At 54.4% G+C, this 23,515-nt stretch carries 23 protein-coding genes; 7 read left to right on the forward strand and 16 right to left on the reverse strand.

Translation table 11 applies throughout. From position 1 onward, the window contains the following. Positions 1 to 8: 8 nt before the first annotated feature. The 5 genes from F1379_RS08460 to F1379_RS08480 all read right to left on the reverse strand — a co-directional run bounded on the left by F1379_RS08460 (position 9) and on the right by F1379_RS08480 (position 6,549). Positions 9 to 1,376 carry an ABC transporter substrate-binding protein gene (locus tag F1379_RS08460; protein WP_239004602.1) on the reverse strand — a complete coding sequence of 456 codons (1,368 nt, stop codon included), beginning with the start codon at positions 1,374 to 1,376 and terminating at the stop codon, positions 9 to 11. A 14-nt stretch (positions 1,377 to 1,390) separates the two neighbouring features. After that, positions 1,391 to 3,115, reverse strand: coding sequence for a sensor histidine kinase (locus tag F1379_RS08465; protein WP_150268434.1), 1,725 nt, complete (start codon positions 3,113 to 3,115; stop codon positions 1,391 to 1,393). A 141-nt stretch (positions 3,116 to 3,256) separates the two neighbouring features. Continuing rightward, positions 3,257 to 4,120, reverse strand: coding sequence for a carbohydrate ABC transporter permease (locus tag F1379_RS08470; RefSeq protein WP_150268436.1), 864 nt, complete (start codon positions 4,118 to 4,120; stop codon positions 3,257 to 3,259). Then, entirely contained in the window at positions 4,117 to 5,067 is a 951-nt protein-coding gene (locus F1379_RS08475) for a carbohydrate ABC transporter permease (RefSeq protein ID WP_150268438.1), read from the reverse strand. The genes F1379_RS08470 and F1379_RS08475 overlap by 4 nt, the downstream gene beginning before the upstream one ends. Before the next feature lie 111 nt (positions 5,068 to 5,178). Then, the gene (locus tag F1379_RS08480) at positions 5,179 to 6,549 is read right to left on the reverse strand and encodes an ABC transporter substrate-binding protein (protein WP_150268440.1); all 1,371 of its coding nucleotides are present in this window, start codon (positions 6,547 to 6,549) and stop codon (positions 5,179 to 5,181) included. A gap of 207 nt (positions 6,550 to 6,756) precedes the next feature. Between F1379_RS08480 and F1379_RS08485 the strand changes: the two genes are divergently transcribed. From F1379_RS08485 to F1379_RS08495, 3 genes are all read left to right on the forward strand, one after another. Continuing rightward, positions 6,757 to 7,638, forward strand: coding sequence for a glycosyltransferase family 2 protein (locus F1379_RS08485; RefSeq protein ID WP_150268442.1), 882 nt, complete (start codon positions 6,757 to 6,759; stop codon positions 7,636 to 7,638). 147 nt (positions 7,639 to 7,785) lie between these two features. Beyond that, positions 7,786 to 7,998: a hypothetical protein gene (locus F1379_RS08490; RefSeq protein ID WP_150268444.1), complete on the forward strand. Its 213-nt coding sequence runs from the start codon at positions 7,786 to 7,788 to the stop codon at positions 7,996 to 7,998. 3 nt (positions 7,999 to 8,001) lie between these two features. Then, positions 8,002 to 8,307 (forward strand): HNH endonuclease, encoded by a 306-nt coding sequence (locus F1379_RS08495; protein WP_150268446.1) that lies wholly within the window; start codon positions 8,002 to 8,004, stop codon positions 8,305 to 8,307. Positions 8,308 to 8,446: 139 nt separating this feature from the next. Here the strand turns inward: F1379_RS08495 and F1379_RS29990 are convergent, their stop codons facing one another. From F1379_RS29990 to F1379_RS08510, 4 genes are all read right to left on the reverse strand, one after another. Beyond that, the gene (locus F1379_RS29990) at positions 8,447 to 8,605 is read right to left on the reverse strand and encodes a hypothetical protein (RefSeq protein WP_203457062.1); all 159 of its coding nucleotides are present in this window, start codon (positions 8,603 to 8,605) and stop codon (positions 8,447 to 8,449) included. A gap of 200 nt (positions 8,606 to 8,805) precedes the next feature. Beyond that, on the reverse strand, positions 8,806 to 9,813 hold the full coding sequence (locus F1379_RS08500) for an aldo/keto reductase (RefSeq protein WP_150268448.1): 1,008 nt from the start codon (positions 9,811 to 9,813) through the stop codon (positions 8,806 to 8,808). A gap of 4 nt (positions 9,814 to 9,817) precedes the next feature. Then, positions 9,818 to 10,633, reverse strand: a complete 816-nt coding sequence (locus F1379_RS08505) for an HAD family hydrolase (protein ID WP_162551101.1) — start codon at positions 10,631 to 10,633, stop codon at positions 9,818 to 9,820. A 105-nt stretch (positions 10,634 to 10,738) separates the two neighbouring features. Then, positions 10,739 to 12,379, reverse strand: a complete 1,641-nt coding sequence (locus F1379_RS08510; RefSeq protein ID WP_162551102.1) for a stalk domain-containing protein — start codon at positions 12,377 to 12,379, stop codon at positions 10,739 to 10,741. Between the two features lie 193 nt (positions 12,380 to 12,572). Here F1379_RS08510 and F1379_RS08515 point away from each other — a divergent pair, with 193 nt between their 5' ends. Further along, on the forward strand, positions 12,573 to 13,244 hold the full coding sequence (locus F1379_RS08515; protein ID WP_150268454.1) for a tetratricopeptide repeat protein: 672 nt from the start codon (positions 12,573 to 12,575) through the stop codon (positions 13,242 to 13,244). A gap of 1,000 nt (positions 13,245 to 14,244) precedes the next feature. Here the strand turns inward: F1379_RS08515 and F1379_RS08520 are convergent. From F1379_RS08520 to F1379_RS08550, 7 genes are all read right to left on the reverse strand, one after another. Then, complete coding sequence (locus F1379_RS08520) at positions 14,245 to 17,403, reverse strand: MMPL family transporter (RefSeq protein ID WP_150268456.1); 3,159 nt, start codon at positions 17,401 to 17,403, stop codon at positions 14,245 to 14,247. Further along, entirely contained in the window at positions 17,400 to 17,852 is a 453-nt protein-coding gene (locus F1379_RS08525) for a MarR family winged helix-turn-helix transcriptional regulator (protein WP_150268458.1), read from the reverse strand. Before F1379_RS08525 ends, F1379_RS08520 begins: the two co-directional genes overlap by 4 nt. 193 nt (positions 17,853 to 18,045) lie before the next feature. Continuing rightward, positions 18,046 to 18,486 (reverse strand): GNAT family N-acetyltransferase, encoded by a 441-nt coding sequence (locus F1379_RS08530; RefSeq protein ID WP_150268460.1) that lies wholly within the window; start codon positions 18,484 to 18,486, stop codon positions 18,046 to 18,048. Between the two features lie 49 nt (positions 18,487 to 18,535). After that, positions 18,536 to 18,964 (reverse strand): VanZ family protein, encoded by a 429-nt coding sequence (locus tag F1379_RS08535; RefSeq protein ID WP_162551103.1) that lies wholly within the window; start codon positions 18,962 to 18,964, stop codon positions 18,536 to 18,538. 46 nt (positions 18,965 to 19,010) lie between these two features. After that, on the reverse strand, positions 19,011 to 19,697 hold the full coding sequence (gene rpiA, locus F1379_RS08540) for a ribose-5-phosphate isomerase RpiA (protein WP_150268464.1): 687 nt from the start codon (positions 19,695 to 19,697) through the stop codon (positions 19,011 to 19,013). Between the two features lie 40 nt (positions 19,698 to 19,737). Then, the gene (locus F1379_RS08545) at positions 19,738 to 20,283 is read right to left on the reverse strand and encodes a macro domain-containing protein (RefSeq protein ID WP_150268466.1); all 546 of its coding nucleotides are present in this window, start codon (positions 20,281 to 20,283) and stop codon (positions 19,738 to 19,740) included. Continuing rightward, positions 20,267 to 20,743: a hypothetical protein gene (locus F1379_RS08550; RefSeq protein ID WP_150268468.1), complete on the reverse strand. Its 477-nt coding sequence runs from the start codon at positions 20,741 to 20,743 to the stop codon at positions 20,267 to 20,269. The genes F1379_RS08545 and F1379_RS08550 overlap by 17 nt, the downstream gene beginning before the upstream one ends. 211 nt (positions 20,744 to 20,954) lie before the next feature. Here F1379_RS08550 and fsa point away from each other — a divergent pair, with 211 nt between their 5' ends. The 3 genes from fsa to F1379_RS08565 all read left to right on the forward strand — a co-directional run bounded on the left by fsa (position 20,955) and on the right by F1379_RS08565 (position 23,491). Next, the gene (gene fsa, locus F1379_RS08555; protein WP_150268469.1) at positions 20,955 to 21,602 is read left to right on the forward strand and encodes a fructose-6-phosphate aldolase; all 648 of its coding nucleotides are present in this window, start codon (positions 20,955 to 20,957) and stop codon (positions 21,600 to 21,602) included. Between the two features lie 209 nt (positions 21,603 to 21,811). Next, positions 21,812 to 22,255: a MarR family winged helix-turn-helix transcriptional regulator gene (locus tag F1379_RS08560; protein ID WP_150268471.1), complete on the forward strand. Its 444-nt coding sequence runs from the start codon at positions 21,812 to 21,814 to the stop codon at positions 22,253 to 22,255. Positions 22,256 to 22,267: 12 nt separating this feature from the next. After that, positions 22,268 to 23,491, forward strand: coding sequence for an MFS transporter (locus F1379_RS08565; RefSeq protein WP_239004603.1), 1,224 nt, complete (start codon positions 22,268 to 22,270; stop codon positions 23,489 to 23,491). Positions 23,492 to 23,515 lie beyond the last annotated feature (24 nt).

Raw genomic sequence — 23,515 nt, forward strand, 5'->3', positions numbered from 1 at the left:
CCCCGAAATTACTGCACTTCCGTGCTTCGTATCAAATTCCAGTATTGCTGCGACGCCTCCTGCAAATCAGCCAGCGCCTGATCAGGACTGGTGCTGCGCTCAATCAGCTCTTCGACGACCCCAAGGAACGCTTTCTTTACTTCCGGCGACAGCAGGTTGTCATAAGGCACAAAGCTGTGATTGTAGTCTTCCATGAGCTCCACCACCTGGGCGAATACCGGTCCCGTCTTGGCAGAATCGAAATCGAGCCGCATGGAAGGAATCCGCAGCCCTTCATAGACAATCCGGGTCTGGACCTCCTTGGTGTAGAAGGCCTTCATCAGCTCCAGCGCCGCTTCGCGCTTGGCTCCTGCAAGGCCGGAGGACAGCCCGATACCGATTGTATATCCGCCGGCGATGGAGGGCTCCTGTCCTTTGAGCAGAGCCGGGAATGGAATAACGCCCACTTCGTTCTGGAAATCCTCCGGCGCCGTCTCTCCTGTGAACAGGTTGATATCCCAGTTCCCGTTCAGATACATGGCAGCTTGGCCCCCGGTGAACAGCTTCACGGCGTTCTCCGTGGATAAGTCATTGGCGCCCGGGCTGAAAGCCCCTTCATTGATCCACTGGTTCAGCTGATGGAAGGCCTGCACATAGTCGCCGCTCTGAAAGGTCGCCCCGTCCCTGCCGGTTGCCAGCTCCTGGATTAATTCCGGACCGGCATAACGGTCCATCAGGTAATGGGCGAAAATGAGTGCGGGCCAGCGGTCCTCGTTCCCGAGGGCAAATGGAATATATCCCGCCGCCTGCAGCTTCCGGATCGCCGTATCCAGCTCGCTCACGGTAGCGGGCGGTGCAATCCCCAGCTTGTTAAAGATCGTCTTGTTATAATACAGCGGCTCCGCGTTGCCTTCAATCGGCAGTCCGTAGATATGGTTGTTGAACGTCCATAGCTGCAGGTCCTTGAATTGGCCGGTCAAGCCGTTCTCCTCGGCAAAACCGGTCAGATCCATCAGCCGGTCCGAACGGACATACGGCTCGATCTCCGCCCCGCCGAACAGCACGAACATATCCGGCGGCGTCCCGGTCACCATCTCGCTCTTCAGCTTCCGCTCACGGTGAATGGTCTGGTCCAGTCCTTCAAAGTTGACCTTTACATTCGGATGCTCCTGCTGGTACTCCTGCACCACCTCTTCAAAGATCGCCAGCAACGGACGGTCATGCTCCTTGAGCCAGAAGTGACGGAAGGTCAAGGTGATTTTCTCCGGAGAGTTGTCTTCGATCGGCTCACGGTCCCCCAGCGTAATAAACAGCACCGCTGCTGACATGATGACTACATACAGCAGAATCCAGCCCCAGTTCATCAGCCATTTCATTACTTTTCGCTCCTTTGTCATCCCGCGCTCCTCCTTCATGCCATAATCCGCGGAATACGGATACGAATGGTTGATCCGAAGCCCGGAGATGAGCAGACCATAATGCCGTACGGGTTGCCGAAGCGAATATTGAGGCGTTCATGCACATTTTTGAGGCCCACACCGCTGTCGTTGTATTTCTTGCGGTTGCCGCCCTCCGGATCCCACAGGCTCAGCATCGTGGCAGGCTCAAAGCCGGGGCCGTTATCCTGGACAATTATGATCAGGTCAGTTCCCGCTTCCTGTGCCTTGATCGTGATGACCCCGTGCTCCTCCATCTGCTCAATGGCATGGTACAGGGCATTCTCAACGATCGGCTGCACGATCAGCTTCTGGGTCATAAAGGACTTAAGCACTTCCGGAAGCTCGATTTCATAGGTGAATTTATCTTCAAAGCGGAATTTCTGGATATCGAGATAATGGCGGACATGCTCCAGCTCCATTTGCAGCGGAATCAGCTCCTGATTCTGGCTGATGCTGATGCGCAGCAGCTTGCCGAGCGAGACGACCATCTTACTGATATCGCGGTTACCGGCCAGGACGGCCATCGAGTTGATCGATTCCAGCGAGTTATATATGAAGTGCGGATTGATCTGCGCCATCAGCGCCTGCATTTCCGCTTCCTTCTTGCGTCCCTGCTCGGTCTGGACCTGCTCGATCAGCTCACTGATCTGCGCACTCATCCGGTTGAAGCCGTCGATCAGCAGGTCGCTTTCGTCATTGGAATGCATCGTGGTCTTGATCGGCGTGAATATCCCCTGCTTGACCCGCTTCATTCCGTTCACCGCGCTGTTAATGCTGCGGACAAGCCGGCGCACGAAATAGCGGTCGAACAAAAAGGCCGACAACAACGATACCGTACACAAGGCAATGGCGATGTTGCGGATCGAATTCGATTCTGAATTAATCAGGTTCATCGGAGTGATTGCCGCCAGATACCAATCGGAGTTATGTGAAGGCAGGAAAGTGATCTGTGACCGCTCTCCCTGATAATTGTCGATATAATAGTCCTGCTCCTGAACGTAATTCTCCTGCAAAAAAGGGAAATTCGTCTGCTGGCCGATATGTTCACCAGACTTGTTGAAGACAATATTGCCCTGCTTGTTGACCAGCAGGATGTCGCCCTTCTTGAGTGTAGCCGCCTCCCAGAAGATCTGGTCCAGCAAATCCGGCTTCACGTATACCACCAGATAACCGATATCCTCCAGCGAATAATAATCTTTGATCGTTCTGGCCTGGATCAGCACCGGACGGCCGGCGCTCTCGGAGCCGTTCTCGCCGGGACCCGACCAGACCGGGCGGCCTTCGGCCTCTTCCATCGCCCGGAACCACACCTGCTGCTTCAAATCCGCAAAGGCCATCGGGGCGTCGTAATGATACAGCAGCCGGTCCTTGCCATACAGGCTGAAGGAGGTAATCATCGGATGGTCGATCAGCAGGCTGTTGATCTCCTGCTTGCGGTCATAGGTCAGCACGAAATTCGGCTGCTTCAACGATTGTTGAATGGCATCCCGCGTAATGGCTGAATTGGTAATGGAGGATATTTCACTGAGGGCAAACTTCAGCTTGCGGTCGGTCTCCTGCAGGGAAATCCAATAGAAATTGTTCGATTTCTTCTCCATGGCATTGGAGAAATTAACATAGGTGACCAAGCCCATCATGATGACAGGGATAAATACGAGCAGAATAATAGCGAACAAGATTTTGCGCCTGAGCTTCATAGTTCCAAACCTTCCCCCTGCTGTACCCGGACTGCGAGCAGGCGAATGCCGTCCCTGTTCCAAGGACGGCATCATTCCCTCTCATGTTAACTATTCTTCATGCTGGTACCGGATTCCTTGCTGATTAACAATTAAATCCAATCAGCTCTTGATCGCGCCGGAAGTGAGGCCGGCGATGACCCAGCGGCTGAACAGCAGGAAGACAACCAGGAGCGGCAGCGTGGCGGTGAAGGTGGCCGACATAATCATGCCGTAGTCCAGTCCGTCGCGCTGGGTGAACAGCTGCTGCAGCGCAATTTGAATCGTATAGTGCTCTTTATTCTTCAGGACCACGAGCGGCCAGAAGAAATCATTCCATACCGTCATGAAGTTGAGAATGCCGAGCGTAGCCATCGCCGGTGTAATGACCGGAACCGCAATATTCCAGAAGATCCGGAAGTGGCCGCCGCCGTCGATGCGTCCGGCTTCAATCAGCTCAGTCGGAACGGCCGAAGCAATATACTGCCGCATCCAGAATATGCCGAAGGCATTGACCATGGCCGGTACGATCAGCGCTTTGTACGTGTCAATCCAGTGCAGCTTCGCCATAATGACGTATGTCGGCAGTACGCCGAGCTGCTGTGGTACAACCAGCGTAGCGATGACGAAGATGAACAGCCATTTTTTGCCCGGAAACTCATATTTGGCAAAAGCATAGCCAGCGAGTGTGCAGAAGAAGACTACGGAAACGGTAACCATCGACGCGACGAACAAAGAGTTGCCGAGCGCCTGGAAAAAGGCCGATTTATCGAGGGCGTTCTGAAAGTTCTTAAAGAACTGATCCCCAACAGTCAGGATCGGCGGAACATTAAACACGGCGCTTTTATCATTGGTTCCGACAACAAACATCCAATAGAACGGAAAAATGGAAATCAGTGCACCGAAGACCAGCAGGAAGTAAAAGCCCAGTTTGCCGAAGAAGCCGAGGTCATCCGGTTTTTTTCTGAATATGCGCAGAGTGCTCACGCTTTAACCCCTCCTGTATCTCCGGTGCCTCTGGAAAGCAGCATGTTTATGATGGAGAAAATAATAGTGATGATGAACAGCAGAACCGCTGTTGCCGCCGCCGTACCGAAGAAGCTGTTGCGGAAGGCTTCGCTGTACAGATAGGTAACCATGGTGATTCCTTCCTGACGGGTAGAGCCGGTGCCCGATTGGCCAAGGAACACATAAGGCTCCGTGAACAGCTGCAGGGCGCCAATGGTCGACTGCAGGGATACGAAAATAATAAACGGCTTCAGCAGCGGCAGAGTAATGGAGAACAGCTGCTGTCTGCGGTTTGCCCCGTCAATTCTTGCCGCTTCATACAGATCACTCGGAATGCTCTGCAGGCCTGAGAGGAAGATGATGGCATTGTAGCCCGTCCAGCGCCACATCACCATTGATGAAATAGCGATCTTGACGCCCCACCAGCCGGAGTTAAAGGGCACACTGTCCAGACCGATGCTGTTCAGCATCCAGTTGACCATCCCGTTGTTACCGAACAGGGTGCTGAACACCAGCGCTACGGCCACAATTGATGTGATGTTGGGCATGAAGTACAGGATGCGGAAGGCGCTTTTAAACCGCGTCATTCCGGAATGCAGCAGCACTGCCAGCAGCAGCGCCAGCAGCACCTGCGGCACGGTTCCCATAAGCCCCATAATGACCGTATTGCTGAAGGATATCCAGAAGGTCGGATCGCTGGTGATCAGTTCATAATTTTTAAATCCGACAAATTTCATTGGATTCAGGGCGTCCCACTTGAAGAAGGACAAATAAAAGGTGAAGAAGATCGGGTATAGTCCAAATATCGAGAACAGAATAAAGAAGGGAGAAATAAAAGTATACGCAGTGATGCGGCTCCGTCTTTGTTCAGTTAAAAAAGGCCGTTTGCTCTCGGCATGCGGACTCGCAATTACGGGCTCAGCCATGTCACACCTCCAGATATATAAAAAACTGCTTGTTTGCGTGAAATCCGGACTCACAGGGCGTATTGCATTCCCGTGAATCCGGATATACGTTTCCAGTAACTATCTATGGGTTTAGCTGCGTTCAGCCAATGTCTTCGCTTGCTTCACCGCTTCGTCCCATTCTTTGGCCGGATCGGCTTTCTTCTCAAGCACGTTCTTGAGCGCATTCTTGAAGAAGGTATCGGTCTGGTCATGCAGCGGTCCGTAGTATACCGGTTTTACGCGGTTTGCCGCTTTACCGTATTCCACAGCGATTTGCTGGCCGCCGAAGAATTCATCCTTGAAGTTAATAAACTCAGGATCTTCATAAAGTGCCGGGATGGAAGGCATCAGACCTTTGGACTTGAAGGATTTCAGCTGATTCTCCTTGTTAACCAGCCAGGAGATGAACTCATAGGCTTCTTTCGGATGCTTGCCTTCCTTCGGCAGGGTGATGAACGATCCGCCCCAGTTGCCGGCGCCTTCAGGAAGCTGAGCGATTTTCCACTTGCCGGAGGAATCCGGTCCATAGCTCTTGATCTGACCGGCCATCCATGCAGGTCCCATGATTACGGCGAACGAGCCGTCGTTCATGCCTTGGCCCCATTCCGGAGACCAGAGCAGGAAGTTGCTGATCCAGCCTTCTTGGATACCTTTTACTGTAAAGTCATAAGCCTTCTTCACCTGAGGATTGGTATCGCCAATGAATTTGCCGTCCGCTTTGCTGTAATAGATTTCGTCCGGGGACTGGTCACGCAGCGCGTTATAAGTCAGGTCGGTCAAATCCGAGAAGTATTTGCCGGTTTTGTCCTTGAACTGTTTGGCTACCGTCGCGAATTTATCCCAAGTGTCGATAGCCGCGCTGAAGCCCTCTGGATCGGAAGGGAGTCCGGCTGCTTCAGCCAGATCAGTACGGTAGTAGGCGACCGTCGGACCAATGTCCGTAGGCAGACCGAGCTGGAAGGAGCCGTCGATCGAGGTGGCCTGCTTCCATTTCCAGTCAAGATAGTTGGCCTGGATATCCTTCGCGCCGAGATCGTAGAGGTTGTGGAATTTATCCTGGGCGTTGATGAAACGCTCCATGAAACCGATTTCAAGTTGGAAAATATCCGGTGCGCCCGAACCGGCCGACAACGCAGTCGTCAGGTTGTTGTGATGCGCCGTCTGGTCGCCTGTATTTTGAATGGAGAACGTAATGTTCGGATGCTCTTTGGTGTACTCGGCCGCCAGATCTTCATAGTCGACATTACCGAGTGTCCAGAACGACAGCTCGATCTTTTCTGCCGGCTCCTCTGTGGCATCTCCGCCGCTGTTTGCCGGTGCATTTGTCGCAGCACTGTTGTTACCCGTATTCTCGGCTGCATTGTTTCCTTCGTTATTGTTATTGTTGCCTCCGCAGGCAGCCAGTGAACCTACAAGCATAATGGATGCCAGTGTCACTGCCAATTGCTTCGTTTTTCTCATTCCTCTGTATCCCCTCTCGAAAGTTTCTCTTACAGGCTTAAGTGTACAGGAGGATATTCCATTTTTTGAGGAGGTAAACTTCCGATTTGTGGTGGAAATAATTATGATCTGTAAGCAGGTCTCCAGCCTTTTTTCGGTCTTCCGGTCGCGTATGACTATTCTATTTCATAATGTGTAACCAGAGACAAGTATTTAGGAGGATGCCCATTGCCCAGAATATCTGTAATTCTGCCGGTCTTCAATAACGCAATGTACCTTCAGGAAGCCGTCAACACGATTCTGATGCAGACTTTAACCGACCTGGAACTGATTATTATCGACGACGGGTCAACCGACGGATCAGCGGGAATCATTCATGAGCTAAAGGATGCCAGAGTAAGGAAGGTTTTTCATGCTGTCAACATGGGTATTGTCACTTCGTTGAACCAGGGACTTGACCTGGCCCGAGGGGAGTATGTCGCCCGCATGGACAGCGACGACATTGCAGCGCTGAACCGTCTGGAAGTGCAGGCCTATTTCATGGACCAGCACCCCGAGATCGATATCTGCGGAACCGGATACACGACCAACTACCTTGGGCCTGTCAAAATAAATCCGATGCATCACGAAGAAATTAAGGTATGGCTGCTATTCCACTCCTGTCTGCTGCACCCTTCGGTTATGATGCGCCGAAGCACCATAGACCGGCTTGGAATTCGTTATGACTATAATTATCCCCATGCCGAGGATTACGAGCTGTGGAACAGGCTTTCGTCCGTCGCGAAATTGGCGAACCTTCCTTACAATTTAATGTATTACCGTCCCCATGAAGGACAGATATCGAACAAGTACCGGTTCATCCAAGATAGCTCTGCCCGAAATATCCGGCTGAGACAGCTTGCTCAACTGGGTGTTCAGTTGTCTGATGATGAATACAATACCATGGCTAAATTGGCCGAGTTCCGCGTGAATTCCGAGGATTTCGAGGATTACCGCACAGCAGCCGGCTTGGCGAACTGGCTGATTGAGCAAAACCGGAAATACCGTGTTTTTGATCATGATTTATTACAAATGGCCTTCTCCAGATGTATTTCCAGAGTGCCGTACTGATCCGATCTGCATAAAGCCGCTTCCGGGACAGCGGCGACAATTGTAACAACCGATGTACAGACCCTCTCCGGTGGATTTCTCGGCGGCATCCGGTTATACTGTTGATGGTTTCGCCATTATCGCCGTGTCACAAAGGAGAGAACTACTATGCCCATTAACCGTCCGCTGCTGACCGACAGCGATTTGCAGGAAGCTGTAGACCGCAAGCTGCCGGTCCGCGTGTTTGAGGATGATCATCTGGTCAATTCTGGAGGCACTGTCATCCGTTTTACCGATTCCGATGTGGTGATCCAGAACCGGGTCAGCGATTTGGCCTATTATTCCCGCCGCAGCTGCGAGTTCTTTGAGGTCAGACCCTAGCCCATGGACATCCGCGCCGAAGACCGCTGTGAGCTGTGCGGGCGCTTCCCGCTGGCCACAACGGTTCATCACCTGACGCCCAAGGAAGAAGGCGGCTCCCTGCTGCCTACCGCCCGGCTGTGCCGGACATGCCACCGCCAGCTACACGCCTTATATACGAACCGTGATCTGGTGACGGCCGGCTTGACTACAATTGAAGCCTTACAGCAGGACCCGCAGATCGCTGCTTTTCTGAAATGGGTCCGTAAACAGGCCCCCGGCGCCGAACCCAAAATACGCAAGTCCCGCCATGTACGGGGTAACCGTTGACTGAATACCCGGTTAAGGCGTAAGAAGCCACCTGACAATTAATTGACGTTGACGCAACGCAAAGAAGCCGGATAATTGGCCTGTTGGCCATCGTCCGGCTTCTGTTATTTCATGGTTTAGAGCGAATAAGAGTCGATGTTTATGGGCGGTGCGTGCTCAAAACCTTCAGCTTCTCGTTGAGAATATCCTGAAAGCTTTGCGTTTGCTCCCGTTCACGGCTTGGTTTGGGTGTAGCCACCGGTTGAGGTCTTAAAAACTGATGGTTAAAGCCCATAAGGTTATGTACTGTCATGTTCATTCAGAATCCTCCTCCTTGCGGTCTATCTTCCGGTTTGCGCAGGTATGCAGCTGCTTATCCCTTTATTAAACCCACTTTTCCAACCCTAAACAGTTTTTTGTCTTTTTTTAGGCAAATAATTATGATATCAGCAACAAAAAGCCTCCCGGACCGGAAAACCGGCTGGAGGCTGGTGTGATTACGCTTATATTCAGCTTTCTTTAATTGAGTGCCGCCCATGACGCTTCGTTTAGCAATTCCAGCTCGTCCCGGGTTAACCGGAAGCTCATCGCCCCGACATTCTCCTCGGCATGCCGTACCTTGGACGCTCCGGGAATTGCCACTACCGTCTCGTCATGGTAATGGACCAGCCAGTTCAAGGCAATCTGCCCGGACGTCACCCCGTATTTGCCTGCAAGTGACGACAGCTCGTTAATCAGCGGCCGGCTCCGCTCCAACCCTTCCGGATTCAGACCCGACTGCATGCGCCGGATACGGGAGAGCTTGGCAATCTGTGCAGGGTCCTGATGGAATCTGCCCGTCAATACGCCTTGCTGGAGCGGAGAATAAGCAATGATAGATATCCCCAGCTCCTTCGCAGCCTCCATAATGCCATTGCGCTCAATATTGCGGTGGAGCAGATTATATTTCACCTGATTGGATACCAGGACCAGGCCGTATTGCTGCAGCTGCCTGTGCGCTTCCCGCATCTGCTTCGCCGAATAGTTGCTGACGCCGACATAGCGGATTTTGCCCGCTTTCACCAAGCCGGCCATCGCTTTCATCTCGCTGGCAATCGTCGACAAGGAGAACGGCTGATGAATCTGGTACAAATCTATACGCCGGCCGCCCAGGCAGCGGATGCGTTCATCACTGGTAGCCGTAATGGAGCGCGCCGTGCGCAGCATCGGCCACCATTTGGTAGCAATCAGCGGCCGGGCATGCGGATTCCCTTCCCGCTCCAGTGTCCCGAGCGCATCGGCAAGCGCCTGCTCCGATTTGCCGCCGCCGTAGATTTCGGCCGTGTCGACCCAGTTCATGCCGCCTTCGAGGCTTGTCCGCACGATGGCTGAGATATCCTCGTCGTTCAGATTGCTCCAGTATTTGCCGACGATGCCGCTCGCCCGGCTGAACTGCCAGCAGCCAAGGCCAAGCGGCGAGACCCTAAGGTCCGATTGGCCGAGCGGACGGAGCCGCACTTCATGATGTGCAGAATGGTCTGAATTCATGCCTCTACATTCCTCCTCTTTCAATAACAGCGGCTTCGGATAGCCACCGCTCCAGCACCAGGGCGACACCTTCCCGGTCATTGGTATCGGTAATTTCGCTTGCCGCCTGCTTCAGCGCCGGAGCCGCATTGCCCATCGCCACTGCGTAGCCGCATTCCCGGAACAGCCCGAGATCGTTGTAATCATCGCCGAAGCACATGACTTCCTCCATCACTATACCGAGATTCAGGCAGAGCTGCCGGACCGCAGCCTCTTTGGAGACACTGGCGGCCATGATCTGCACCAGTGCGCCTTCATCGGTGACCAGGATATTCAGCAGATGTCCATATTTCGCATACAGGCTGTCCACCTGGTCGAAATATTCGATCAGAATTTTGGTGCAGTCAAGAGACTGGAGGGCATTCCGCTCTATAACGGAAGGCGGCTCCTTGGCTTTGGTCGTCCGGGAGTAATCCAGCGGACGGAAGCTGTACCAGCTGTTCATGACTTCAATGCTGAGTGCCGCCGCCGGGTCCAGCAGCAGACAGTAATCCATGACCTCGGCCGCCAATTCGCGGTTAATCGGATAGTGAAAGGACTGCTTGCTGACACAGCATTCGAATAGAGCGCCGTTGTAATAAACAACTGAACCCAGCGCGGACAGATCCATCTGTTCAAAAGCCACCGCCCGCGGCGGTCGTGCGGTGGCAAATATCAGATGCAGCCCCCTGTCCTTAGCAGCAGCCAAGGCCTCTCTGGTTCTATCTGTAATCCGTTTGCTTGAGGTTAGCAATGTACCGTCCAAATCAATCACGGCCGCCTTTACGTTCAATACTGACATACAGTGCACCCCGCTCTCAACTGTCATTAGGTAATGTCAGCATAACGCGTGTCCCCGGTGAACTGTCAACAACCTTTCTCCGGTATAAGTGAATGCTGCCCCCCTTTATTTCGCGGCATTCTTCGGTGTGATTGTTAATACAAAATTGACACTGTCCCACTTGGCCGATGCACCAAGCGCTGTTGCCAGCGGGCCGGCCGGAGCAAGCAGGGTATAGCCGACATTTACCGGGACCGGCGTCAGATTGCTTGTCTTGCCGTCCGCGGTCAATTGTTCCCCCTGAATCCGGATGATGCGTCCTGTCTGCTCCAGCTTAATGCCGTTATCCCATGTAACGGTATACCCCAGACTCTCTGCAAACGCCCTTACAGGAACCATGACTCTGTTATCCTGCAGCAAAGCGGCCTGCTCCGTCTCTACTTGGCGGCCCGCTACCACTAAGGTCACCGGCTTCAGAATCGGCGATGCCGTGAACGGGCGCGACTCCACCGTGCTGATCCCCAGCTGACCAAACCTGTTGGTGCCCCAGGCAACCGCAGTCCCGTCTTTGAGTATGGCATACTTACTGTACTCACCGCTGGCGAAGGCCACCGGATTCAGCAGCCCTTTGATCTGCCACGGACGCTTGAACTTCAGAGTCTCGTTGAGATAATCCCTGCCCATATTCCAGGTTACTCCGTTCTTTTGCGTAACCGCAATCCCGTCCGGAATGAGCGCAGCCCGGACGGCCTGCGGAACGGCGGTAACCTTCTGCAAAGACCGCTGGTCGGTCCCGGATTCCCAGACCCAGATTTCACCCTTTCCGTTCTGGACCAGATTGAGGCTTTCCTTCGTCTCTGCGGAGACGGCTCCACTGAGCCTGCTCATCTTCTTGACGGTTTGCGGCAGGAAATGTTCGTAATCAACGCCAGATGTTGCCCACACACTGCCGCTCCCGGTCAGCGCGATAAGGCTTCTGCCGTCCAGGCTGAAAGACTTTACGTTGTAAAGTCCTGCTATCTGAGCGGGCTTGGTGCGCAGCAGTCCGGCCGGACCTTGATCCTTATCGGCCGATGTCCACAGCCATAACGTCCCGTCACTGCGCAGTGCCGCATTAAAAGCGCCGCTGGCGATTTCCTTGACTCCTGTAATTCCGGAGATTTCCTTGGCTGCCGGTAACGGAACGATGTCTGAACCGTCTGACTCCGGAGCTTCCCATTGCATGAGCCTTCCGTCGCCCCTTAAAGCAAGCAGACTGTCATCACCTGCCGCAAGCTTGACAACTCCGCTCAAGCCCGGGACCAGTTGCGGTGTACTGACCCGCGTATTGCCGCCGGGAGAGTCTGCCTGTTCCCGGAGACTTCCGCCCCATACTCTCACCGAGCCATCGTTGCTCAGTGCAGCATAATAGCCGTTGCCTATTAAGAGCTGACGCATGCCGTCCAGCGCAGCAATCCGCAGCGGCGTGATGATCCAGCCATCAGGGCTGGATGTGCCCCGGGCGAATTGGCCGAAGAAATTGCTGCCCCACACCCATACGGTTCCATCCTGTTTAAGTGCGAATGAGCTCCCGCCCCAGAAGCCGGAGGAAGCGACAATTTCCTTGATGCCGGACAGCTTGGCTGCACCGGCTGAATAGCTCTGCGTCGCCCCGCCCGGAGCAGCAGAAGCTGCTGAAGCGCTCACCGGGCGCGCACTGATTACCGATAATGCTGCAATCAGCAGCAAGGTCATATAGCGGAGCCCTCGTCCAAAAGTATTCCTCATAGCGATTCCCCTTTGGCAAATTATAGAACTGGATAATTGATAATTGCATAGATTAAGACGCACTGCTCCTGCAAAGGTTGTTGCCCCTGCCATAAAAATTCCATACGGAAATGTGGGACATTATGGTATAATTACCCTGCTTTGCTGCCTTGTGCTAAACTACATATAGATTTATTGATTATAGGGGGAACACATGTTAAAATTCATCGGATTTATTGCACTGCTGAACCTGGTCGGCAATCCTCTGATTGCCTTGATCATTTTGTTTGCCATTCTGTATTTCCTCGATCGCCGGTATGTCGGAATCTTCCCGAGTCTGGGCAAACCGTTCCGCCGCAGCCGGCAGATCTCCAAGCTGCGGAATACAATCACGCTCAATCCCAATGATGTCTCCGCCAAATTCGATTTGGCCAGACTGCTGATCGAGAAGAAGCGTTATGCAGAAGCGAAGGAGCTGCTGCTGCAGATCGGCGACCGCTACGAGCAATCCGCCGAATATTGGGTGGAGCTCGGTTATGCCAACCTGCGGCTCGGCCAGCTGGCCGAAGGGGAAGCGCAAATGCTGCAGGGGCTGGAGATTAACCGCCGGGCCAGATACGGCCAGCCCTACCTGCGTTTGGCTGAAGTGTTCCGCGGCAGCGACCAGGACAAGGCGCTCCGCTATGTAGGCGAATTCCAGGACATTCAGACGTCCTCCAGCGAAGCTTATTATCTGGCGGGATCGATGTACAAGACGCTGGGCCGCGATGAGGAAGCCAAGCAAGCCTTCTCCGAATCCATCGCGATCTACCGTTCACTGCCCAAATATAAGAAACGCCAGGAACGGGGCTGGGCGCTGCGCAGCTACCTGGCCAAGCTGCGTTAAGCCTGAACGCTATAAGCCGTGACGGGCAAGGTTTTTTGCGGGGCGATGAGCCCCGCAAAAGGCCGGCCTGCGCGGCTGTTTTTTTATTCGGGCTGCTGAACACTTGATCGGCTGAATGCCAAACGCCAAACGATTGACATCTGAACGCGAATTGCCTGGCGCATTGTGGTCGCTTTTTCATACACATTTGCCCCGGTTACCCACGCAGCGGCGCATTGTGGTCACTTTTTCATACACATTCGGCCCATTACCCCATGCAGCGGCGCATTGTGGTCACTTTTTCATACACATTCGGCCATTAACCCATAAAGCGGCGCATTGTGGTCACTTTTTCATACACATTTGCCCTGGTTACCCATGCTGCGGAGCATTGTCTCGTTGTGGTCGTTTTTCCATACACATTCGGCTCATATCCCCTTACAGTTGCAAATTGTGGTCGCTTTTTCGCACACATTTGCCCCGGTTACCCATGCTGCGGAGCATTGTGGTCACTTTTTCATGTGAAATCCTTGAAAATGTCCGGCAAGCGGCCACCATACCTGCTCGACAAACAAGCGTTTTCCGTAGCCATGACCGCTTTGCAGCGTATCAAGCCGTTCTCCTTCCCTTTGCTTTGAGATGATCGCTCAACCATTGCTTATGTTCATACGTAAAACCCATTTCCGTCCCCTCGCTTTACGATATTGGTTTCTAAATACACAAAGCCCCGCCTCCTTCCGGATGGAAAAGGAGACGGGGCATTCTGTGCCGCGTATGCTTGTATCTGTAGCCACCTGTGCCACTTTTGGCCGCTAACGCAATACGAAATTTGGCCCGTTACATCTATGGGTGAAACAGATAGTTACTGATCAACAGCGCTATTCCAACATTCCTGCTGCTATGATTTTCTGCTATATGCAATACTGCTTCTATGCATTCCTGCTTCTATGCACTCTTGCTCCTATGCACTCCTGCTTCTATAATCCAGCGCTAATATACTTTTACTGTTTACACTTCCATACTACATTTCCAGTGTATCCGGCTTCTCCTCGCTTGCCGAACCACTGAACGGCCACCAGTTGGCCCGGCCGAACATCCGTACCATCACCGGAACGAAGAACGGCAGGAAGAGCAGCGCGTAGAGCGCAAGCCCGGCAAGCACAACGGTGGCAATCTGCATCATCGACAGCACGCCGGACGGATACATCGAGGCAAAGGTTCCGCCCAGGATCAGCACTGCCGACAGGATAACCGTGCCCATGTTGCGCATGGCATGCAGCATCGCTTCGCGCACATTCCAGGTCTTGTTCTCATTGAAGCGCGACATCAGGAAGATGCTGTAGTCCACGCCCAGGGCAACCAGCATAACAAAGCTGAAGAACGGTGTGCTCCAGGTGATCCCCGAATAATTCAGCAAATTGACGAAGATCGCCTCGGTGACACCCAGTGCGGTAAAGTATGTGACCACCAGCGAGAGCATCAGATAAACCGGCATCACAATCGAACGCAGCAGCACTACCAGGATAATGAAGATGCCCGCCAGCATCAGTATAACGGTCCGCGTATAATCCTCATCGGAGATGGTCTGCAAATCGTTGTATGTGCTGGTCACTCCGCTCATGGCCGTCTCGGCATTTTCCAGCTTGGTGCCCTGTACGGCGCGGCCTACGGCAGCCTGAATTTCGTCCACACTGTCAATAGCCGCCTCGCTGTACGGATTCTCGGCAAAAACAACATCCAAGGTCATGACCTTGCGGTCTGCCGACAGGTAAGTGTCGAACACCTGCCGGATGCCCTCCGCTTCCAGCGCTTCCGCCGGAACGAAGAACCCGCTTAGCTCTTCATCCTTCAGGTCCTGAATTTGCTGCAAATAACCCTTGGCCGAATCCAGGCCCCCGGTAATTTGCGCCAGTCCGGCTGCGCTTTGCTCCAGGCCGTCCGTCAGCTGGCCGAGCTGGCCTGACAGCTGACCGAAGCCATCGGCCAGCTGCTGCTGGCCGCCTTGCAGCTCATCCAGCCCGCCAGTGAGCGCCGGGATCTGGTCAATGATCTGCCCCTGACCAGCCGCCGCCTGATTCAGCCCGCTCTGCAGCTGGTCTATACCGGCAACCAGCCGGTTCAGCCCCTGGGCCAGCGCCGTCTGGCCGGCAACTGCCTGCGCATAGCCGGCATTCGCTTCCGTCAGGCCCGCAGCCGCGCCGTCTAGCTGGCCGGAAATCTGCGCGAGTCCAGCTACAAGCTGCGCGGCTCCGGCCCCGGTCTGTGTAACCGTCCCCTTGATGGTCTGGTAATTTGCATCCTGCAGCAGATCGGGATGGCTGATCTCCAGACCCGTGAAGGACGCCTCCAGCCCATTCAGGGCTGTGCCCACACCCTGTAACTGGGTCTCCAGTTGGCCGAGTCCGCCGCTAAGCGCCGTGAGCCCCGAGCCAACCGTCTTGTAGCCTTCCAGCAGCTTGGCGCCCGCGTCCGCCAGCTGTCTGGCGCTGGCCGCCGCTTGGGCCAGGCCGTCCTTGATTTCTCCGGCGCCGGCCGAACCGCTGCGGATGCCGTTCTCGATCTGCGTCAGCCCGCCGCCGAGCTGTGCGATGCCTTCCTTCAGCGCGGCCGTGCCTTCGGTCAGCTGTGCGCTGCCCGAGGCAGCCTCTGCCAGCTTCGGCTCATTGTCCTTAAGCTGCTCCCCAGCTTCCGCCAGACCGGACTTAATCCGGACAAGTCCCTCATTGCTCTGATCCAGCCCTTCCGATAGTGTAGCCACCTGGGTTGGGATCAGGAAGTCATTGATCTGCTCTCCGGTCGGGCGCGACATACTGCGCACGGATTTCACACCGTCGACCTTCTCCAGTTCGCGGCTGATTTTTTCCGCCAGGCCCATATATTCCGCATTGTCCATACGGTCATCGTTCTTGATCACGATCTTGCCCGGCATGGATTCGCCTGGACCGAAGCTGTCTGCGATGATATTGAAGCCCTTGACCGAATCGTAGCCCGAGCCGATTTCATCCATGCTGTTGAAGGACAGCTTGCCGTCATAGGTGACGAGGAAAGGAACGACGATGACCGCAACGAGCAGCAGCGCTGCCCATGGTCTTTTGAAGGAGAAGGAGCCTGCCGCTCCCCAGATCTTGCTTTCACTGTGCTCAAGCTTGCCGCGGGACGGCCAGAACAGCTTTTTGCCCAGCACCGCCATGAAGAAAGGAACAATTGTCACGAGTGCCAGCAGCATCACGGCGATGCCGACCGCCACCGCCACCGCGGAACGGTACAGCATGAACTTCGAAAGACCAATCGCCACGAAACCAACGAACACCGCCAACCCGGAGTAAAATACCGTCCCCCCGGCCTTGCGGTAGGTTGCGATAATCGCGCTTTGTGTGTCTTCTGCCGTGGACAGCTCTTCCTTAAACCGGCTGATCAGCAGAATGCAATAGTCCGTGCCGATCCCGAACAGCACCGCCACCATAAAGATTTGCGTGAACGTTGACAGCGGGAAATCAAAGCGGTCCACCAGGAACGCTACAATCGACTGGGACACGATATAGCTCAGTCCGACGGTAAGCAGCGGTACAAACGGAGCCACCAGCGAACGGAACACGACAAACAGAATCAGTAAAATAAAAATAACCGTAATATATTCCGATTTCTTGAGACCCGCTTCCGAGCTGACAATCGTATCCTCTGTAATCAGCCCTTCACTGGTCAGATAATGCTCGGCTTGCACACCGTCCAGGAGCTCACTCACTTTGCCCGGCAGCTCCTTGACCGCCTCCTCCCCGCCAAGGACGGATAAGGCGACCATGATAGTCTTGCTGTCTGCAGAGATCAGCGTATCCGCAAGGTCCGGTGTCGAAAAAGGATCGTTAATCGTGTCCAGACTCAGCTCCGCCTTGTTCGCAGCCAGCGTCTCCACGCCCTGCTTTACGCTGTCCTTCGCCTCACCGCTCAATCCGTCCGGATTGTGGAACACCAGCGCCACCTGGTGCAGGGTCTCTCCGCCCTTGGCATCGGACACCTCACTAAGAATTTCTGCGGCCCGGGAGGACGTATAGCCCTCAGGAACAGCGATTTGCCCCTTTTCGCGCACCAGGTCGCCCATCCCCGGCGCTGTCAGGAACAACAGCACGGCGGCAGCCAGCCAGGCGGCGATGATGGCCCATTTTGTCTTCAGAATGATTCTCACGAATTTCTCCCTCCACTCTCCTGCATCAGAGATGCCAGCTTCTCGAACCTTGTCACGAACATTTCGACCTCATCTTCCTTAAAATGCAGCAAATATGGCGCAATGATCTGCTGCACCTCTACCTCGGCAATCCTGTACACCTCTTCACCATGCGGCGTCAAGGTCAGGTACACGAGCCGCCGGTCCTGTTCGTCACGCGTCCGATCCAGCATTCCGGCTTCCACCAGACGGTTGATGATCGCGGTAATGGAACTTTTCCCGACGGCCACGGCTTCCGACAAGTAAGTGGAGGTACAGCGCTCCTGTCCTCTGATCAGCCGCAGGATACTAAACTGATCGTTCGTCAGCCCATCCGGAATCCGTTCTTTAATGCGGGAGCTGACCTGCCTGGTCACAATGCCGTAAGCGTCTATGTAGCGGTTAATCCACTTCTCCGCCTCTTCATTCATCAGCAAACCTCCTAAACCCAATAATAGTTTCATAGACGAACTGTTCTACAGTAAAACTATATGATTTGGCCTCACAAAAGTCAATGCAGATTGTATGCCTCAAATTCCCCAATGTATATAAAATAAAAGAGGAAACCCGGTATCACGGATTCCCTCTCATCTGAACCACTTTATTAGTCATAAATTGGACTCTTTACTCTTCATCTTCAGACTCTTCCACCTCATACACGCAGCGGAACATCTCGATGCCTGCAGCGTTCACGCCCAGGCTGTAGACCATAAAGCCAAGACTGCGGTAGAAATCGGCGGCAATCTCATCCTCCGTCTCCGCCAGCAGATAACGCGGGCTGCGCGCCTCCAGCAGCTCCAGTATCATGCCGCGGGCATAGCCCTTGCCGCGGTTCTCGGGCAGCACAGCGATGTGATGCAGCTCCAGCGAGCCGTCCTCGGTCTCCTCATACCCGGCCAGACCGACCAGCAGCCCCTCTTCCTCCCATCCTGCCAGCTTCAGCGCATTGCCAGTGCTGTATTCAGCAGTTATAGCAGCCAGCGCATCGGGATCATCCATTACGGCGTAGCCCAGCAGCTCCTGCACCTCCGGCGTACCGGTTCGGGATTTCAAGTCAATCAGCATGTTGTATCCTCCTATTATTACTTGTGCTGCAATCGAAGCGGCAGCTCGCTTATTTCCACCGCATTAGCCGCAGTACAATATATCCGATCCACACGCCCAGCAGATTGAGCAGCAGATCATCAATGTCGAAGCTGCCGACATGCAGCAGCATTTGCAGACATTCCAGAATCAGAACCCAAAGCCCTGTATAAAGCGTCAGTCTTACAATGGACCGCAGCTTGCCTTTGACAAGCGGAAGCAGGATGCCGAACGGAACGAATACGGCGACATTGCCGATCAGATTCACCAGCCTGTAGCCGTAGGACACCCCGTTGTCGAGATTAAAATACAGCTTGATCGTCCGCAGCGGCTCCAGATTGTACTGCAGCGGCCCTTCGGGATCGGGCGTACGTCCGAAGCCGATGAACATCCAGTATATCACTGCACCCGCGTAAAAGAACAGGAGCAGCCGCGCCCCTATCCGGCGCGGCTGCTTCACCTGTGCCTTCCCGGACCGCGAGGCCGGGGCGCTGCGGCCTTTGGACTTAGAGATGCTGCTCACCCTCAAGTACAGTAATGCTTCCGTCGGCATGTCCAATGATTGCCAGCGAGGCGATACCGATGAAGAGTCCATGTTCCACAACACCCGGGATCTGCTGCAGGGCTAACGCCAGCTCGCTTGCAGAGGCTATCGCCCCGAAGCGGCAATCGGCAATATAATTGCCGTTGTCTGTCTTGTATAATTCACCGTCTTTATGCCGCAGCTCCGTCCGGCAGCCCAGCTTGTCCAGAGCGGCCACCGTCCACTCCCAGGCAAAAGGCACGATCTCCACCGGCAGCGGAAATTGACCAAGCGTCTCGACGACCTTACCCTCATCGGCGATAACAATCATGCGCGCGCTTCCTGTCGCTACGATTTTCTCGCGCAGCAGCGCACCGCCGCCGCCCTTGATCAGCTGCAGCTTGCCGTCGAGCTCATCCGCTCCGTCAATGGTGATATCCAGACTGTCGATATCCCCGAACGCAACTAGCGGGATTCCCAGCTCGCGGGCTTGATCCTCCGATGCCTGTGAAGTGGCTACGGCAGTAATCTGCAGCCCCTCCTTGACCCGTTCCCCCAGCTTGCGGATGGCCCAGTAGGCGGTGGAGCCGGTGCCGAGCCCGACCTTCATTCCGTCCTTTATGTATTCCACGGCTTTCTCCGCCGCAAGCTGCTTCACATTGACACTCATGTTATGCCTCCTAATTAATCTGTGATAAAAGCGCTGATGATTACCGCTGCAGCAATTCCCTATAAATCTCTGCATTGTCCTGCTCAAAGCAGACAAATGCAATAAGCTTCAGCGGCATTGCAGGACCACTCTCTCTGATGAACTGGATAACCGAGGTTACAGCGGTTTGGGCCGCCGCTAATTTAGGGAAATTATACACTCCCGTCCCGATATTCGGAAAAGCGATGCTCCGCGCTCCTTGCTGACAGGCCAATGTCAGGCTGGTGCTGTAGCATTTGGCCAGAATCGCCGTTTCGTTTGCGCTCCCGCCCTTCCAGATCGGGCCTACGGTATGGATGATCCCCCGGAACGGCAGGCTTCCGGCAGTCGTAAGCGCAGCGTCACCGGGCAGCACATGTCCCTGCTTCTGGCGGATCACAGCACATTCTTCGGCAATCCGCCGTCCGCCGGCGCGGTGGATTGCCCCGTCGACGCCTCCGCCGCCATAGAGGCCCGAGTTGGCAGCGTTTACGATATAATCACCCTGCCAGCGTGTAATATCTCCCTCAATGACTTCAAGCACCACTTGTTCAATATTGATTTGCATTTCCGGCTTCCTCCTTCATAACGGCCATAAGGCGTCTGGTTAATTCTCTTTCCCCTTTACGGACGGCATGCTCCGCATACGTTGCCGGCATTAACTTGTTCCCTTCAATGCCGGCTGTGCGGATATGCTGCACCATCCGCCGCTCGGCCTCCGCCAGATCCATCTGGCCGCTGCCGGCAGGGACGCGGCATAACGCCAGCGTCTCGCCTGTCTCTCCCTCGGCTAGTTTCTCTCCGGTCCCCGAAACAATGCTGAACTGGAACAGAGGCACCGCCTCCGGCAGCTTCTCCTGCGGCGCGAAGGAACGCCGGAGGATGGAGTACATGCGCGAGCTCAGCCGGGTATCATGCTCCTCGGCCTGACGCTCAGCCATAATCCTCCGGTTTTGCCCGGCGAATATTCCGGCGGCCAGGAGCAGAAACAGGACAATGCCTGCCAACTCGATATACAGTTCAGCCACCTCATTTATCCGAAATCAACAAGCACTCTACTATATTATCATGGACCGATCAGAGCGCAAATGGTCCAGGCAGCAGAAATCATTTTTTCTGTATTCTATAAAGTTATTTTGAAATATTCAAGTTAACAGTTGAAACTTTGGTTAGCATGACTCATAATAAAGCTGTGCTTAGGTTTGCCAATTCATAAGAGATCAAGGGAGGATATTTTCAATGAAATTTTTCTTGGACACTGGTAATATTGAAGAAATCAAACGGATTACCCGGCTCGGTCTGGTCGACGGCGTTACCACCAACCCGTCGCTGATCGCCAAAGAAGGCCGACTGTTCAAGGATGTTATCAAAGAAATTGTTGAGATCGTACCCGGTCCGGTCAGCGCCGAAGTTATCGGGCTCACTGCGGAACAAATGCTTAAGGAAGCCTATGAAATTGCCGAGTGGGCTCCCAACGTCGTTATCAAGCTGCCAATGACCGAAGACGGTCTGGAAGCCTGCTACGAGCTCACCAAGAAAGGCATCAAAACCAATGTAACGCTGATCTTCTCCGCTGCTCAGGGCCTCATGGCCGCCAAAGCCGGCGCAACATACATCAGCCCCTTCGTCGGCCGCCTGGACGATATCGGCGTAGACGGTATGAAGCTGATCCAAGACCTCAAGACCATCCTGACGAACTATGGATTGCAATCGGAAATTATTGCCGCCAGCATCCGCAACATTGCGCATGTTGAGCAGGCTGCAATCGCCGGAGCCCATATCGCCACCATTCCGGGCTCGCTGCTGCCATCACTCTGGAAGCACCCGCTGACCGATAACGGCATTGAGCGCTTCCTCAAAGACTGGGAGAAAGTACCGCAAGTCTAATGTTCGCAAGCTAAACTTTTACATCAACACCTTCTGTATGCCGCACCTTACACGGGCCGGCAAGCGGAAGGTGTTTTTTGTATATATGAGTTTGTCCAACGCAGCCGTTTATGAAAGTGAATTTGGAATTTTCATTGCAAAGCATTACATTTACATGCTATAATTATAATTGTTATGACAAGTATTATATGTGAAAGGGAAGTTGCCTTATGCCGATTTCTACTCCGCAGCAGTTCCTCGGTTTCCTCCTTGGCTCTACTTATCGCCGAATTTCCAATGCGTTTGCCAGAGCATTGAAGCCTTATGATATCACCCCGGAGCAGTGGTCGGTGCTGCTGATGATCTCAAGCCGCGGCGGCATCAACCAGAAGGAGGTTGCTGCGGCAGCGGCCAAGGATCAGCCCACCACCGCCCGGATCGTCGAGCTGCTGCTCAAGAAGGGCTTTATTACCAAATCGATAAGCGAGAGCGACCGGCGCGCTTATCTTCTGTATGCCACAGAATCGGGCACAACGCTCATTGAAAGCACGCTTCCGCTGGAGCAAGAGACCATTGATGCCGCTGTAGCGGGACTTCAGCCGGCACAGCTGGAAGAGCTGCGCGCCATGCTGGAGCATATCTACCACAACACAGACAAACCGCATCAGGAATAGGAGAACCTACTATTGACTAATTTATCCGAACGTTTATGGACCAAATCCTTCATTGTACTTACACTATGCAATCTGCTGCTCTTTACCGGGCTGCAGATGACGTTGTCTACGCTGCCCGCTTATGCCGAAGAATCACTGGGCGCCACATCGGTGCAGGTCAGCCTGGTTACCAGCCTGTTCGCACTGAGCGCCATTGCTTCCCGCCTGTTCGCAGGCAAGGCGATGGAGAAGGGCGGCCGCAATCTGCTGATTTTCCTCGGCCTTGCGATTTCGCTTGCCGCCGTCGTCGGCTATTACTGGGCCGGCGGCGTGACCGCACTTCTCTTGCTGCGCATGCTGTTCGGCGTCGGCTTCGGCATGGCCAGCACTGCGTTTCCGACCATGGCCTCGGACGTCATTCCCATCCGCCGCATGGGCGAAGGCATGGGCTACTTCGGGTTGTCTACCAGCCTCGCGATGTCAGTAGGCCCGATGATCGGGCTTACCCTGCTGCAAGGCCCCGGCTTTGGTACGCTGGTGCTGGGCACGGCGGTAATCCTCGCACTCATCGTTCCGCTGGGCCGGCTGCTCACCAGATCACTGCCGGCGGGTCATAAGGAACCTGCGGTGCAGGAAGCCGCAGACGACCAAGGGGGGAGCTTCCGCAGATTGTTCCTTCCCAGTCTGCTCAACTTCCTGCTGTCCGTATCCTACGGCGGCCTGCTCGGTTTCCTGGCCCTCTACGGCAAAGAAGTGCATTTGGCGAATGTTGCCTATTTCTTCTTGTTTAACGCCGTAGCCATTGTTATTATCCGCCCCCTGTCCGGCAAAATTTATGACCGGTACGGGGCACCGGCGCTGCTGATTCCCGGCAGCCTGCTAGTCATCGGCGGGTTGCTGCTGCTCTCCTTCGCCCGCTCGACAGCCGCACTGTTTCCGGCGGCGCTGCTGTACGGCTTCGGCTTCGGCTCGATGCAGCCTGCCCTGCAGACCTGGATGATCCAGGCTGTCAGTCCAAGCCGGCGCGGGATCGCCAACGGCATGTTCTTTAATTCGCTGGATCTCGGCGTAGCCCTTGGCACGATGGCGCTGGGCTCCATCGCGCTGTACAGCAGCTATGCCGAGATGTACCGCTATTCGGCCCTGGCCCCGCTCCTGCTGCTGCTTGTATACGTCATTCTTATTGCCGGTAAACGCCGCCGCAAAGGCAAGAATAACGGCGTGACAGCACAATCCGGTGCAGCGGCGGCCGAATAATGTACCCGGCGGCCATTTCTTTGG

Origin of the sequence: Paenibacillus tepidiphilus (assembly GCF_008635795.1) — a bacterium.
Taxonomy (GTDB): Bacteria; Bacillota; Bacilli; order Paenibacillales; family Paenibacillaceae; genus Paenibacillus_AQ; species Paenibacillus_AQ tepidiphilus.

Coding starts and splice junctions, on each gene's coding strand:
- F1379_RS08475 (WP_150268438.1), bottom strand. CDS start 5,067: ATGGCTGAGCCCGTAATTGCGAGTCCGCATGCCGAGAGCAAACGGCCT.
- F1379_RS08510 (WP_162551102.1), bottom strand. CDS start 12,379: ATGAGGAATACTTTTGGACGAGGGCTCCGCTATATGACCTTGCTGCTG.
- rpiA (WP_150268464.1), bottom strand. CDS start 19,697: ATGAGTGTCAATGTGAAGCAGCTTGCGGCGGAGAAAGCCGTGGAATAC.
- F1379_RS08480 (WP_150268440.1), bottom strand. CDS start 6,549: ATGAGAAAAACGAAGCAATTGGCAGTGACACTGGCATCCATTATGCTT.
- F1379_RS08525 (WP_150268458.1), bottom strand. CDS start 17,852: ATGAATGAAGAGGCGGAGAAGTGGATTAACCGCTACATAGACGCTTAC.
- fsa (WP_150268469.1), top strand. CDS start 20,955: ATGAAATTTTTCTTGGACACTGGTAATATTGAAGAAATCAAACGGATT.
- F1379_RS08465 (WP_150268434.1), bottom strand. CDS start 3,115: ATGAAGCTCAGGCGCAAAATCTTGTTCGCTATTATTCTGCTCGTATTT.
- F1379_RS08515 (WP_150268454.1), top strand. CDS start 12,573: ATGTTAAAATTCATCGGATTTATTGCACTGCTGAACCTGGTCGGCAAT.
- F1379_RS08505 (WP_162551101.1), bottom strand. CDS start 10,633: ATGTCAGTATTGAACGTAAAGGCGGCCGTGATTGATTTGGACGGTACA.
- F1379_RS08560 (WP_150268471.1), top strand. CDS start 21,812: ATGCCGATTTCTACTCCGCAGCAGTTCCTCGGTTTCCTCCTTGGCTCT.
- F1379_RS08530 (WP_150268460.1), bottom strand. CDS start 18,486: ATGCTGATTGACTTGAAATCCCGAACCGGTACGCCGGAGGTGCAGGAG.
- F1379_RS08545 (WP_150268466.1), bottom strand. CDS start 20,283: ATGCAAATCAATATTGAACAAGTGGTGCTTGAAGTCATTGAGGGAGAT.
- F1379_RS08495 (WP_150268446.1), top strand. CDS start 8,002: ATGGACATCCGCGCCGAAGACCGCTGTGAGCTGTGCGGGCGCTTCCCG.
- F1379_RS08460 (WP_239004602.1), bottom strand. CDS start 1,376: ATGACAAAGGAGCGAAAAGTAATGAAATGGCTGATGAACTGGGGCTGG.
- F1379_RS08490 (WP_150268444.1), top strand. CDS start 7,786: ATGCCCATTAACCGTCCGCTGCTGACCGACAGCGATTTGCAGGAAGCT.
- F1379_RS08500 (WP_150268448.1), bottom strand. CDS start 9,813: ATGAATTCAGACCATTCTGCACATCATGAAGTGCGGCTCCGTCCGCTC.
- F1379_RS29990 (WP_203457062.1), bottom strand. CDS start 8,605: ATGAACATGACAGTACATAACCTTATGGGCTTTAACCATCAGTTTTTA.